The organism is Actinoplanes sp. NPDC000266 (assembly GCF_042899005.1).
Taxonomy (GTDB): Bacteria; Actinomycetota; Actinomycetes; order Mycobacteriales; family Micromonosporaceae; genus Actinoplanes.
Map to the genome: position 1 here is coordinate 373,333 of NZ_JBIAZI010000010.1, position 13,416 is coordinate 386,748.

The 13,416-nt window shown below is 69.5% G+C and carries 12 protein-coding genes; 8 read left to right on the forward strand and 4 right to left on the reverse strand.

Annotated elements, in window-relative coordinates; genetic code table 11:
- The first annotated feature begins 98 nt into the window (after nt 1-98).
- Together ACFY36_RS37195 and ACFY36_RS37200 are read left to right on the forward strand one after the other, a co-directional pair.
- Nucleotides 99-566, forward strand: a complete 468-nt coding sequence (locus ACFY36_RS37195) for a MarR family winged helix-turn-helix transcriptional regulator (protein ID WP_498695836.1) — start codon at nt 99-101, stop codon at nt 564-566.
- 47 nt (nt 567-613) lie between these two features.
- Entirely contained in the window at nt 614-2,050 is a 1,437-nt protein-coding gene (locus tag ACFY36_RS37200) for an MFS transporter (protein ID WP_499750574.1), read from the forward strand.
- Between the two features lie 801 nt (nt 2,051-2,851).
- Here ACFY36_RS37200 and ACFY36_RS37205 read toward each other — a convergent pair.
- Nucleotides 2,852-3,382 carry a hypothetical protein gene (locus ACFY36_RS37205; protein WP_499750575.1) on the reverse strand — a complete coding sequence of 177 codons (531 nt, stop codon included), beginning with the start codon at nt 3,380-3,382 and terminating at the stop codon, nt 2,852-2,854.
- A 36-nt stretch (nt 3,383-3,418) separates the two neighbouring features.
- Here ACFY36_RS37205 and ACFY36_RS37210 point away from each other — a divergent pair, with 36 nt between their 5' ends.
- On the forward strand, nt 3,419-4,588 hold the full coding sequence (locus ACFY36_RS37210; protein ID WP_499750576.1) for an MFS transporter: 1,170 nt from the start codon (nt 3,419-3,421) through the stop codon (nt 4,586-4,588).
- Here the strand turns inward: ACFY36_RS37210 and ACFY36_RS37215 are convergent.
- Nucleotides 4,573-6,252, reverse strand: a complete 1,680-nt coding sequence (locus tag ACFY36_RS37215; RefSeq protein WP_499750577.1) for a substrate-binding domain-containing protein — start codon at nt 6,250-6,252, stop codon at nt 4,573-4,575. The genes ACFY36_RS37210 and ACFY36_RS37215 overlap by 16 nt on opposite strands.
- 164 nt (nt 6,253-6,416) lie before the next feature.
- Nucleotides 6,417-7,202: a class I SAM-dependent methyltransferase gene (locus tag ACFY36_RS37220; RefSeq protein ID WP_499750578.1), complete on the reverse strand. Its 786-nt coding sequence runs from the start codon at nt 7,200-7,202 to the stop codon at nt 6,417-6,419.
- Between the two features lie 32 nt (nt 7,203-7,234).
- Here ACFY36_RS37220 and ACFY36_RS37225 point away from each other — a divergent pair, with 32 nt between their 5' ends.
- Together ACFY36_RS37225 and ACFY36_RS37230 are read left to right on the forward strand one after the other, a co-directional pair.
- Complete coding sequence (locus ACFY36_RS37225; RefSeq protein ID WP_499750579.1) at nt 7,235-7,942, forward strand: maleylpyruvate isomerase family mycothiol-dependent enzyme; 708 nt, start codon at nt 7,235-7,237, stop codon at nt 7,940-7,942.
- Between the two features lie 302 nt (nt 7,943-8,244).
- Nucleotides 8,245-8,772: a hypothetical protein gene (locus tag ACFY36_RS37230; protein ID WP_499750580.1), complete on the forward strand. Its 528-nt coding sequence runs from the start codon at nt 8,245-8,247 to the stop codon at nt 8,770-8,772.
- A gap of 128 nt (nt 8,773-8,900) precedes the next feature.
- Here ACFY36_RS37230 and ACFY36_RS37235 read toward each other — a convergent pair whose 3' ends face one another.
- Nucleotides 8,901-9,824, reverse strand: a complete 924-nt coding sequence (locus tag ACFY36_RS37235) for a LysR family transcriptional regulator (RefSeq protein ID WP_499750581.1) — start codon at nt 9,822-9,824, stop codon at nt 8,901-8,903.
- Nucleotides 9,825-9,895: 71 nt separating this feature from the next.
- On the opposite strand from ACFY36_RS37235, the gene ACFY36_RS37240 reads away from it, so the two are divergent.
- From ACFY36_RS37240 to ACFY36_RS37250, 3 genes are read left to right on the forward strand one after another with little or no spacing between them, the layout of a single operon-like run.
- Nucleotides 9,896-10,630 carry a succinate dehydrogenase cytochrome b subunit gene (locus ACFY36_RS37240; protein WP_499750582.1) on the forward strand — a complete coding sequence of 245 codons (735 nt, stop codon included), beginning with the start codon at nt 9,896-9,898 and terminating at the stop codon, nt 10,628-10,630.
- 2 nt (nt 10,631-10,632) lie between these two features.
- Nucleotides 10,633-12,579, forward strand: coding sequence for a fumarate reductase/succinate dehydrogenase flavoprotein subunit (locus ACFY36_RS37245; protein WP_498658073.1), 1,947 nt, complete (start codon nt 10,633-10,635; stop codon nt 12,577-12,579).
- Nucleotides 12,579-13,325: a succinate dehydrogenase/fumarate reductase iron-sulfur subunit gene (locus tag ACFY36_RS37250; RefSeq protein ID WP_499750583.1), complete on the forward strand. Its 747-nt coding sequence runs from the start codon at nt 12,579-12,581 to the stop codon at nt 13,323-13,325. Before ACFY36_RS37245 ends, ACFY36_RS37250 begins: the two co-directional genes overlap by 1 nt.
- Nucleotides 13,326-13,416: the final 91 nt, after the last annotated feature.

Consider the following 13,416-nt stretch of genomic DNA (forward strand, 5'->3'; position numbering starts at 1 on the left):
GCCGCCGGGTCGGACGGCGGGCCGACACGGGGGCAGGCCCGCCGACCGTCCCGGCCCCGGATCATCCCGTTGCAGATGATCCGGGATATGCTGCGTGCATGCCCGCCCCCGAACGCACCGAGCGCGACATCGCCGGCCTGCTCAACGTCGCCGGTCACGCGCTCTCCAATCGGCTGGCTGCCGCCCTGTCCGAGATTGATCTGACGCCGCGGATGCAGTGCGTGCTCGTGCACGCCCTGGAGGAGGAGCGCACCCAGATCCAGCTGGCCGCCCTGGCCGACCTCGACAAGACCACCATGGTCAGTACGGTCGACGACCTCGAGAAGCGTGGCCTGGCCGAACGCAGGCCCTCGGCCGTCGACCGCCGCGCCCGGATCATCTCGGTCACCGAGAAGGGCCGCCTCAAGGCCGAAGAGGGTCAGCGGATCGTCGACCGGGTGCACCGCGACGCCCTCGGCGGGCTCCCGGCCGAGACGCGCACCGCCTTCGTCGAGGCCCTCGGCCTGCTTGCCGACTCTCCCCGCGATCCCGGCCCGCAGCCGGTGCGGCGAGCACGAGGAAGGTAAGTCGCTACGGGATAGTCCGCAAGCAGACTATCTGTTACGGTCGGACCATGAGTCCTTCCGTGCCCCGGCGCGCGGCCGCGTTGGCGGTCCTGTGCGCGATGTCGTTGATGATCGTTCTCGACAGCACGATCGTGGCTGTCGCCCTGCCCGACATTCAGCGCGAGCTCGGCTTCTCGGCGGCCGGCGTCTCCTGGGTGGTGAACGCGTACCTGCTGGCCTTCGCCGGCCTGCTCCTGCTGGCGGGCCGGCTCGGCGACCTGCTGGGCGCCTGGCGGGTGTTCCTGGCCGGGCTCGGCATCTTCGTGGCGGCCAGCCTGCTGTGCGGCCTGGCGACCAGCGCCGGCCTGCTCATAGCGGGCCGCTTCCTCCAGGGCGCGGGCGGCGCGTTCGCGGCGGCGGTCGTGCTCGGCATGATCGTGCGGCTCTACCCGTCGCCGCGCTCACAGGCCCGGGCGCTGGGCATCTACAGCTTCACGCAGGCCGGCGGGGCGGCCCTGGGCTTCGTGGTCGGAGGCGTGCTGACCGACGCCCTCGGCTGGCCGGTGATCTTCCTGATCAACGTCCCGATCGGCGTGGCGGTCTGGTTCTCCGCCCGCGGCGTGCTGCCCCGCGAGCAGGGCCAGGGCCTGGGCGCGGGCCTGGACGTGCCCGGCGCGGCGCTGATCACGCTGGGCCTGGCCCTGGGCGTGTACGCGATCACCCGCACCGGCTCACCCGAAGCCCTGATCCCGGCAACCGCGAGCGGAGCGGCGGCCCTGCTGCTCATTTCAGGTTTCCTCGTACGTCAACACGCCGCACCCCGCCCATTGATCCCACTCCGCCTGCTGGCCCGCCCGTGGCTGCTCCGCGCGAACGCGGTGGTGGTGCTGGTGTTCGCAACCGGCATGGGCTTCCAGTTCGTGAACGCGCTGTTCGTACAGCAGGTCATGGGCTACGACGCCCTAGGCACCGGCCTGGCCTTCGTGCCCACCCCGATCGTGATCGGCGTGGTGTCGCTGTTCGTGGCGGCGAGGCTGACCGCCCGCTTCGGCCCACGCCCGGTCCTGATCGCCGGCCTGGCCACTTTGCTGGCCGGCCTGCTCCTGCTGGCCAGGGTGCCGACCCAGCCGTCGTACGTGCTCGACATGCTCCCCCCGCTGATCGTGATGGGCCTGGGCATAGGCGTCACGATCCCGTCGATAGTCATGCTGGCCATGGCCGGCGCGGCCCCATCAGAGACAGGCATGGTGTCCGGCTTCAGCAACACGGCCCAGCAGGCAGGCGGAGCAGTGGGCTTGTCATTGCTGGCCGCCGTGGCCGCCGCCCGAGCCGACTCGGCCGCCCTTTCCTCCCCGGTGGCCGCCTTGCACGCCGGCTACACCTTCGCCTTCCTGGTAGCGGCCGGTTTCGTGCTGGCCGCCCTGATCTTGACCGTGCTCCTGCTACGCCACCCACCCCAGCAGTCCACCCCGGCATCGGAGCCCCTCCCGGCCACCGCAGCCTGACCGCTTCCACTCTCGCCTTCGTCGCGCCGTCGCCCTGAATTCCTCTCGCCCCTCCCGCCGCTCATTCCCCCTCCCTAGTGCCTCCTGCCCCTCGCCCTCACGCTTCGCGCCTCGCGTTCCCGTCGCTCGCCCTCGCGCCCTCGCTCCTCGCGCCCTCGCCCCTCGCGCCCTCGCCCCTTCAGCCCTCTCGCGCCGTCGCCCCTCGCCCCTCCCGCCGCTCGGGCCCCTTCCGCCACTAGCGCCCCTTGGGCCGCAAACGCCACTCGCGCCACTAGCGCCCCTCGGTTCACGACGCCACTCCCGCCACTCGCGCCCCTCGGGCCACTCGCCCCTCGCCGCTCGCGCCACCCCGGCCCTTTCCGCGACCCGTGCCGGACCGGCAACCCATGCGCCACTCCCACCCCTCGCCCTTCGCCCCTCCCGTCACTCGCCCCTCGCCCTTCCCCCCGTGGTCCCTGCCAGCTCATGTGCCCGAGCGTTGGAAAGGCGCCCCGCATGCGGCTTGCGCAGCTTGCCAAAAAAGACAAAACGACGCTGTCGTTGTCGCCTGGCCTCGCCTCGCGCCTGAGAGCGGACCCGCAGGGAGCGCGGAGGCACCGGAGGAACGGGCGGGCGAGGGAGACGGCCGGGAGGCGCGGAAACGGAGGGCGAGGGGCACGAGGAGTGGAGAGGCGAGGGACGCGAGGGACGGGGGCGAGGGGCGGGGGCGAGGGACGGAGGGCAAGGGGCGGGAGGAGTGGAGCGGCGAGGGGCGGAGGGTCGAGGACGGGAGGGGCGAGGGCGGGACCCTGCCTTCGGTTGTCAATGATTCATTGACAACCGAGGTAAGCTCTTGGCGTGGATGGACTTGAAGGACTGCGGGCGATTCCCGAAGCTCGGGCGCGCCTCGATGCCGAAGAGCTTGAGCTGATCGACCAAGCGCGGCGGGGTGGCGCCACCTGGTCGGATATTGCGGGTGCGCTTGGGCTGAGCAGTCGGCAGGCCGCTGAGCAGCGGCGACTTCGGCTGGCGGCGGCCGCTGGGCGGCCGGCTGGGCCGGAAGAGTTCGGCGATCGGGTCGCCGCGCTTCGGGCGGCAGCCGTTGAAGTTCACCGCCGGATCGGGGCCGACCGCCGGTGGGATCGTCGCTTCACCCGGGCCGCCCTTGTTCGCGACACCCTCTCCACGGCGGCTGATGCGCCCGCCGGTGCTCTCTTCTCCCTGGCTGCGGCCTCGGTCGATGACCTCTCGCAGGCCGCCGGCTCCATGCCTGGGCCCACCCGGGCTGCCATCGAGCGGCTCCGTCGCGCCCTGGAGGATGCCACGCCTCAGACTTGACACATTGACACTCAACTCCCGAGGATGTGAAACCAACCTCGGGGAGCCTCCATGCGCCGTAACGCGTTCCTGCTCGTCCTGATCTCGATCCTGTCCGGGTTCGGCAGCACCACGATGAGCATCGCCGCCGGACTCTGGGTTCTCGATCTCACCGGCTCGGTGAGCTTTGCCGCGCTGACCGCCGTCTGCCTCTACCTGCCGACCTTCGCCGGGCCGTGGCTCGGTGCTCTGGCCGACCGCCTTCCGCGCCGTCCGCTGCTGATCGGGACCGACCTTCTTCTCGGCGCGGTTCTGCTGACCCTGCTCGCCGTCCACTCGGCCGCCGGCGTCTGGCTGATCTTCGCCGTTCTGCTGGTTCGCGGGGTCAGCTACGTGGTGAGCGACGCCGGCGAGACCGCCATCCTCCCGTCCGCCCTTCCCCGGGAGCGGCTGGGTGACGTCAACGGCTGGCGCTCCAGCGCCCAGGAAGGCATGAAACTCGTCGCCCCGCTGGCCGGCGCCGCCCTCTACGCCTGGCGTGGCGCCACGCCGGTGATCCTGCTGAGCGCTGCGATGCCCCTGCTCACCGCCGTTTGCTACGCCCTCCTACGGGTGAGCGCCGCCGCGCCCGTGGAGCGCCACCGGCGTGGCCTGACGGATGGGCTCCGGGCGCTCTTCGGGATTCCCGCCGTCCGTACGCCCGTGGTGGCCGCCGGGATCGCCATCGGAATGTCCGGCCTTTGCAATGCCGCGGTGCTCGCTCACCTCGTACGGGACCTCGATCTGCCCTCGACGCACCTGGGTTTTCTCGCGACCGCCCAGGGCGCCGGATCCATCGCCGGTGGCCTGATCGTCGGCCGTCTGCTCGCCCACAGCAGCCCGGTGGCCGTCGCGGCGCTCGGCTCCGCCTTCTTCGCCGCCGGGTGCCTCTCGTCCTCGCTGCCCTGGTGGCCCGCGATGATCACCGGAAGCGTCCTGATCGGGGTCGGCCTGCCCTGGACGCTGATCGCCGGCATCACCGCCGTGCAGACCCGGACCCCCGACCACCTGCTCGGCCGGGTCGCCGCGACCGCCACCACCGTCATGTTCGGCCCGGTCGCCCTCGGCATCCTGGCCGGCTCGGCCCTGATCCACCTCGGCACCGTGCTGCCGTTGTGGATCGCGGCCGCCGTCACCGTCACGACCGCTGTCCTCATCCGGCGCCACCACGCGGCCCGGCCGATGGCTCAGCGGGGCGCGTGAGCCGCCAGGAACGCCTTCGCTATGGCCGACGACAGATCGGCCGGGTTCGTCGCGGCGAAAGCCTTGCCACCCGTCGCGGCCGACATGTCGTTCAGGGCCTTCATGTCGACGTCCGGGCCATAGCCGACCGCGAGGACCGGGACCGGCCGGTTCGGGTCCTGCTGGGCGGTGAGCTTCTGCATGAACTGGGCTTGCGTCATCTTGTACGTCGACTCGCCGTCCACGCCGTCGGTCAGCACCACGACGAGCGTGACCGCGCCCTGCTGCACCTTCGGCCGCATCTCGGCGACACCGTCGAGGACCGACTGGTAGAGCGGCGTGCCCGAGTTGTCGGCCGCCTTGTACCCGGCCATCGCCGCGCCCAGCGCCTCACGCCGCGTCGCGCCCTCGACCTGGCTGGTGATCGGCCCGAACGGGACCGCCTCGACGTGCGGCGGGCTGGACGGCGTCGGCTGGCCGAAGAACCACATGCCGACGCTGGTGTCCTCGGCGAACAGCTCGGCCGCGATGCCACCGGACTGCCGCAGCAGCGCGGCCCGGGTGGTGCTGCGGCCGCCGGGCGCGGTGATCTTCTGGTTCATCGAGCCGGAGGCGTCTATCAACAACAGCACCTGCGTGGTCAGCGACTTGTATCCGGACCACATCGCGGCCGAGGCGAGCAACTGCTGCGGATCGCCGACCAGCGGCATCGCCTTCGGGTTGGCCGTGGTGCGGAAGCCGGCGCGGGTCAGGGACGCCTTGGTGATGGCCGCGCGCAGCCGCTCGGTCAGGTCGGCGTCCCGGTTGTTGTGCGCGATCGCGAACGGATATTCGGCCTCGACCAGCCCGTCGACCGGAACGGCCCCCTTGAGGGCCACCGTGTGCTTGCCGGCCTGGTACGCCTTGAGCTGCTGCTCGGTCGTCGCGAAGACGCCGACTGAGGACGTGACGCTGCTCGTGTTCCACTCCCCGGCGAGTCGCGTCATGAGCTGAGCGGGGTTCGCCGCCGCCTCCGTGAGCCGGCTGCGCAGGGTGAGCGCGCGCAGTTGCGCGATGCCCGCGTCCGGCGTCGTGCGAGCCATGGCCTTGTTGACGGCGTACACCGAAAGCATGCCGATGGTGTTGTTCTGCGGGTCCGGCATGGTCACCGCCGGGATCTGACCGCTGGCGGCGGCCGCGGTCAGCTTGGCCCAGGACGTCTGCCCGTTCGGCGCGAGCTGGTTGGTGAGGGCGGCGGGTGCGGCGAGGATCACGGGCGTACGGGCGATCGGCTCACCCTCGATCTTGTAAGCGGCGCCCCGTATGCCCGCGAGGGTCACCCAGGCGCTGCTGGAGGGGATCCACACGTCGTACTTGACGGAGGCGGCCGCCGTGGCCGCCGGCTCCTCGGCGATGACCTCGATCGGCCCGCACTTGTCGGACGGGTCCTCGTTGAAGGTGCGCGCGGCGGCCTGGATCACCGGAGCGATGTCGGGCGCGGCGGCGACGGTGAGATCGGCGTCCGGGCACTGGGAGGCGGACGCGGCCGGGGCGGGCACGGCCGTGGGGTCGGCCGGCTCGCGGCTGTACATCCACCAGGTGGTGGCGCCGGCGACGGCGACGAGCATGAGGACGATCGCCGCCGCGAGCAGGAAGCGGCCGACGCCGCCGCTCTCCGGCGACCGGTGCGAGCTCGGTTCGTCCATGGGCGGCTGGTTACGCCGCGCTATATCCGACATCGCACCCACCTCTCCATCACAAGGTCCACAACTGTTACCGATTCCTCGGACGAGAGCGAATAGTAGTCACATATTCATCGTTGACAACGCCCGGCCCCGGATTGGCAGGTTCCCGACAGTGCGCCGGGCGCCTAGGCCGTACCCTGCGGCCGCACCACCGCAACGATGATCAATTCGCCGTCTTCGCCCAGGCCAACGGGCTCGCGGGCCCATCCTCCATAGACACGGTCGACGTCGAAACCGGCCGCTTCGACATCAGCACGAAGTTCCTCTTCGGACCGAAAGCGGAGCGTGGCCTCGCTGATCAACTCATCACTCTCCGTGAATGCGAAGTGATGCGTGAAGGAGACCGTTCCCTCGTTTCGGCCATTTACCTCCGTCCATGCCTCAACCGAGCCGCCGTCCGGCAGCACGATGACCCGTCGCGAGTCGGTGGGGTTCCACCTCTCCCACTCCCGATATACGGGGTCGCGGCTCTCAAAGATCAATCGCCCGCCCGGAAGCAGCGACCGCCGCAGCGCGCGCAGGGCACTCGACCACTCGTCGTCACTGATGAGGAACTGCGCCACGTGACTGGTGAGGAGGGCGGCGTCGAACGACCGCTCCGGCAGCACCTCGGCCGACCCCTCGATCCACCGCACCCGATCGGCCCCCGGCTTCCGCCGCGCCGCGTCGAGTGAGGGCCGCGCCGGGTCGACGCCGGTCACCTCATGACCGGCGGCCGCCATGGCGATGGCGAGCCGCCCCGTCCCACATCCGAAGTCCAGTACGCGGGGCGCCGTCCTCTCGGCCAGCACGGCCATGAAGAAGTCGTCGTCCCACCCCCACACGTTCTCGGCGTCGTACACCGCCACGAGCCGAGGATCCCGGAACTCACCGTGCCACACAGCGACGATGCTAAATCTTCGGCGGCCCACACTCCCATCGCTCGTGAAGGTAAGGTCCGGCCATGAGCTGGCTGCCGCCCGAGCGATACGCCGAGGAGCTGAAGGCCGAGACTGCCCGCTTCGCCGAGGCGACGGGCAAGGAGCCGCCGGCCCGGGTGGTGCCGAACTGCCCCGAGTGGACGGTCCGCGACCTGGTGACCCACGTCGGCACGGGCCACCGCTACGCCTCGCTGATCATCAAGACGGATCAGGCGCAGCCGTACGAGCTGATCGCAGCACCCGAGAACCAGAAGTCGTGGCCGTCATGGCTGTCGGCCGGCGCGGAAGAACTGCTCGCGACGGTGGAGGAGCGGGGCTTCCACCAGCAGGTGTGGACGTGGCAGCCGAAGCACCTGATCGCCGGGTTCTGGTTGCGGCGGATGGTGCACGACCTGGTCGTACACCGAATTGACGCCTCCGCCCCGGACGACCTGGCCACTGACCTGGCCGCCGACGGGGTGGCCGACCTCCTGGGTTCGTTCGAGATCTTCGACCGTCTGGCCGGGAGAGGCGAGACGCTGCAGTTCGTGGCGTCAGACATCGAGCGCGCCTGGCACGTGACCCGAGCGGAGGAGGGCATCGAGTGGAGTGAGGCCGTGGCCCCCGCTGACGTGAGGGTGGTCGCTCCGGCGCGCGACTTGGTGCTGATCCTGAACCGGCGATCGCCTGCGCCCGAGGTCGAGGGTGATCAAGCCGTGTGGGAGTCGTGGCGGGAGGCGTCCCGGTTCTGACCTCTTCGGCCGAGGGCTCCCGCGAGCCTGAGTGCCCGGGTTGCGGCATTGGGGCGATTTGCCAGGGGCGGTGATGCCGGTCGGGCTTGGGTGGTCGGGTTGAGGTTGCTCGCCACGGGCTGTGGGCGCGGGGTTGCGATCTGGTGGGTAGTTGCTTTCGCGTCATTGTTGTTCTGGTCGTTTCCGAGCTTATTTAAAAGCGTGATGTTGTGGCTCGGTCATTGTGATGATCTTGTCGAAGTTTGGCACGATCAACATCGGGCGCGGATGGAATTGGTGGGCCGGGCGCGGGATAATTGGTCATGCGATACCAACAGCTTGGACTGTTCTCCCGGAAGCAGATGGAAGCCATGCGTGACCGCACTCTGGCGCGTAATTGGTCACCCGAGAACGATGCGTTCCGTCGTGAGCACGAGCGTCACCGTGCGTGGGGACTCGCTCAGCGCCATGGCTTCAAGCTGCTCTGGCTTCGACGTCAGCGCGACGGGCCGGCACAACAGGAGACCCCGCCTCGGCCGCAGGCGGGAATGGCGCCGGAACTGCTGCCCCAGCCCCAGCCCCAGCCCCAGCCGTTGACGCAGCCGTTGACGCAGGCGCAGGCGCGGTCTATTGAGGACTCGCCCGCGCCCGCGCCCGCGCCCGCGCCCGCGCCCGCGCCCGCGCCCGCGCCCGCGCCCGCGCCCGCGCCCGCGCCCGCGCCCGCGCCCGCGCCCGCGCCGGCGCCCGCGCCGGAGTCTGAGGTCGGCGTGTCGGTGCCGGAAAGTCACTCGCCGTCGCGGGAGCGGCTGGTCGTGCCTAAATACCTGCGCCTGGGTGAGCGTTTCTTCTAAGGCCTTGGCCCGGTGGTCGAGTGCGTCGAGAATGGCGCTCTATTGCGGTGCTGTGATTTTGGGAAAATGCCCGAGTTTGGAAATGGGGTCGGTCGGGCTTCATTGGAATAGGGAGGGGATTGGATCGGCTATAGGGGGCGCACTCCTGCGGGTAACTGCTGGGTGGCTACGTGTTTGAGGAGGGTTGTTCGTAAGGCCTCGGCGGCGTGCGGGAGCACCGACCTTTTTCGGTGGGCCAAGGCGATCGTTCTGCGCATGCCGGGTGGGGCCAGGGGAGTGGCTCGCAGCAACGGGCGGTTGGCCAGCACCATGCTGGGGACCAGGGCTACGCCCAAGCCTGCCTCCACGAAGGCCAGTACGGCGTCCATCTCGCCGCCCTCCACGGCGAACTTCGGGGTGAAGCCTGCCTTTCGGCAGGCGTCCAGGGTTACGCCTCTGATGTCGTAGCCGGCTCTGAACATGACCAACGGGGTGTGTTCCAGCTCGGACAAGGCGATCTGGGCGTGGATCGTGGGTGGTGGGCCATCGGCCACCGAGGCCACGACCAGGCTCTCGCGGAGTACGGGGGTGGCCGTCAAGGCCTCGTCCACGCCCTCCTCGGGCTGCACGATCAAAGCCAGGTCCAGCGTGTGCGCGTGCAGGTTTTCGATGAGGTCCTGTGAGCCGCCCTCGTTGACGTACAGCTGGATCTCGGGGTGTTCGGCTCTGAAGGTGCGCAGCACCTCGGGGACCAGGGACGAGCAGAGGCTGGGGGTGGCTCCCAGGCGCACCTCGCCTCGCCGTAGGCCGACGATGTCGGAGACGGCCTCCTGGGCGGCGTCGGCGTCGGCGACCATGCGCTGGGCTATCGGCAGCAAGGTGTGGCCGGCCGCTGTGAGGGTCACCGCGCCTCGGATGCGTTCGAACAGCGGGGCGCCGAGGGTCTGTTCGAGGGTGTGAATTTGCTTACTGAGAGTCGGCTGGGAGACGCCCAGATTGTCCGCTGCTTGGGTGAAATGCCGGGTTTGTTCGACTGCGAGAAAGTAGCGAAGCTGCTGGAGCTGCACCTTCATAGCCTATCTCTATGATGACTGCTTGGATCATGCATTAGACGAATCGCGCAGGGGTTCCTACCGTCCAGGGTGTGGCGGTAGATACGACTACGACCCGGAAGGCGGCGGCCTCGAAGGCCCCGGCCCCGGCTGAAAAGGCGCGGCGGCGCTCCTCGGTCGCCCTCAAGTTCCTCATGGCCGGCACCGGCATCCTGCTGGTGCTGTTCCTGTTCGCGCACATGATCGGCAACCTGAAGATCTTCTTTGGCGAGGAGACCTTCGATCACTACGCGCACTGGCTGCGGACCATCGGCACGCCCCTGCTGCCGGACGAGTGGTACCTGTGGATCCAGCGCGGCGGGCTCACCCTCGCCGTTGTCGGGCACATCTACGCGGCCACCGTGCTCGCCATCCGTGCCCGCAAGGCGCGGCCGGTGAAGTACGCGCACCGGCCCAAGGTGCAGGGCAGCTATGCCGCCCGCACCATGCGCTGGGGTGGCGTGATCGTCCTGCTCTTCGTGATCTACCACATTCTCGACCTCACGACGCTCACCCTGAACCCGCACGGGGTGCACGGCGAGGCGTACCGGAACGTGGCCGAGGACTTCGCGCCCGGCCGTTGGTACGTGACCTTGTTCTACGTGGTGTCGATCGTGGCCGTCGGCTTCCACCTGCGCCACGGCATCTGGAGCGCCGTGCGCACCCTGGGCCAGCAGACCCAGCGGGGTGAGCGGATCGCGCGCGTCAGCGCCCTCGCCCTGTCCCTGGTGCTGGTCGTCGGCTACCTCTCGGTGCCGTTCGCGGTGACGATCGGATTGGTGGATTGATCATGAGTGACTTCTGGACCGAGGGCGACCCGATCGCCGACACCGCCGCGCCGGACGGGCCCATCGAGACCCGCTGGGAGCGCCGCCAGTTCTCCGCCAAGCTGGTCAACCCGGCCAACCGCCGCAAGCTGACCGTGATCGTGGTCGGCACCGGCCTGGCCGGTGGCTCCGCCGCCGCGACCCTGGCCGAGGCCGGGTATCACGTCAAGTCGTACTGCTATCAGGACAGCCCGCGCCGGGCCCACTCGATCGCCGCCCAGGGTGGCATCAACGCCGCCAAGAACTACCGCAACGACGGCGACTCGATCTACCGGCTCTTTTACGACACGGTCAAGGGCGGCGACTTCCGCGCCCGCGAGTCGAACGTGTACCGGCTGGCCAGCGTCTCCGTGAACATCATCGACCAGTGCGTCGCGCAGGGCGTCCCCTTTGCCCGCGAGTACGGCGGCCTGCTCGACAACCGCTCGTTCGGCGGCACCCAGGTGTCCCGCACGTTCTACGCCCGGGGGCAAACCGGCCAGCAGCTGCTGCTCGGCGCCTACCAGGCCATGGAGCGGCAGATCGGCCTCGGCAACATCGAGATGAACGCCCGGCACGAGATGCTCGAGCTGATCATCGTCGAGGGCAAGGCGCGCGGCATCGTGGTCCGCGACATGGTCACCGGCGAGATCACCACCGAGATGGCCGACGCCGTCGTGCTCGCCTCCGGCGGCTACGGGAACGTCTTCTTCCTCTCCACCAACGCCAAGGGCTGCAACGTCACCGCGTCGTGGCGCGCGCACCGCAAGGGCGCGCTGTTCGCGAACCCCTGCTACACGCAGATCCACCCGACGTGCATCCCCGAGTCGGGCACGCACCAGAGCAAGCTCACCCTGATGAGCGAGTCGCTGCGCAACGACGGCCGGGTGTGGGTGCCGAAGCGGGCCGAGGACTGCCAGAAGCCGGCCGGCCAGATCGCCGAGGAGGACCGCGACTACTACCTGGAGCGGATCTACCCGTCGTTCGGCAACCTGGTCCCGCGTGACATCGCGTCCCGCGCCGCCAAGAACGTCTGCGACGAGGGCCGCGGCGTCGGCCCCGGCGGTCTCGGCGTCTACCTCGACTTCGCCGACGCGATCAAGCGGCTCGGCAAGAAGGCGGTCGAGGCCAAGTACGGCAACCTCTTCGAGATGTACGCCCGGATCACCGGCGAGGACCCGTACGAGACCCCGATGCGCATCTACCCGGCCGTGCACTACACGATGGGCGGCCTGTGGGTCGACTACGACCTGCAGTCGACCATCCCCGGCCTGTTCGTCGTCGGTGAGGCCAACTTCTCCGACCACGGCGCCAACCGCCTCGGCGCGTCGGCGTTGATGCAGGGCCTGGGCGACGGCTACTTCGTGCTGCCGACGACGCTCGGGAACTATCTGGCCGCGGGGCCGTTCGCCCCCGTAAAAGCCGATCATGAAGAGGTCGTCAAAGCCCGCAAGGCCGTCGAGGACCGTATCGAGAAGTTCCTGACGATCAACGGCGACCGCACCGTGGACTCGTTCCACCGCGAACTCGGCCACATCATGTGGGAGTACTGCGGCATGGAGCGTACGGAGGAGGGCCTGACCAAGGCCATCGGCCTCATCCGCAGCCTGCGCGAGGAGTTCTGGACCCGGGTGAAGGTGCCCGGCACCGGCGAGCAGCTCAACCAGAACCTGGAGAAGGCCGGCCGGGTGGCCGACTTCTTCGAGCTGGCCGAGCTGATGTGCATCGACGCGCTGCACCGCCGCGAGTCGTGCGGCGGCCACTTCCGCGCCGAGAGCCAGACCCCCGACGGCGAGGCGCTGCGCCACGACGACCAGTTCAGCTACGTCGCGGCCTGGGAGTACGCGGCCGGTGACGCCGGCAAGCCGACCCTCCACAAGGAACAACTCGAGTTCGAGTACGTCCACCCGAGCACGCGGAGCTACAAGTAATGGACATCAAGGTCAGGGTGTGGCGTCAGCCGTCTTCCGACGAAGCCGGGCAGATGGTGACGTACGACGTCAAGGACATCTCGCCCGACGCCAGCTTCCTCGAGATGCTGGACGTCCTCAACGAGACGCTGATCCTGAGCGGCGACGACCCGATCGCGTTCGACCACGACTGCCGCGAGGGCATCTGCGGCATGTGCAGCATGGTCATCGACGGCACGGCGCACGGTCCCGAGAAGGCGACCACGACCTGCCAGCTGCACATGCGGCACTTCTCCGACGGCGACGTGATCGACGTCGAGCCGTGGCGGGCCGCCGCGTTCCCCGTCATCAAGGACCTGGTCGTCGACCGCACGGCCTTCGACAAGATCATCCAGGCCGGTGGCTACATCACCGCGCCGACCGGCACGGCGCCCGACGCGCACGCCACCCCGGTGCCCAAGAAGGACGCCGATCTGGCGTTCGAGGCGGCCACCTGCATCGGCTGCGGCGCCTGCGTGGCGGCGTGCCCGAACGGCTCGTCGATGCTGTTCACCGCGGCCAAGGTGGCCCACCTGGGCCTCATGCCGCAGGGCCAGCCCGAGCGTGACTCCCGCGTCGTCGACATGCTCCAAGCCCAGGACGACGCCGGCTTCGGCGGCTGCACGAACATGGGCGAGTGCGCCCAGGTCTGCCCCAAGGGCATCCCGCTGCACCTCATCGGCCGCCTGAACAGCGACTACCGCAAGGCCCTGCGCAACAGCAACTGAGCGCAGCGTTCTCCGAGGCCGGGCACAACGGCGTGCCCGGCCTTCGGCTTTCCCGGATCCTTGGGGTGTACGCCGTGACGACCGGCCCAGC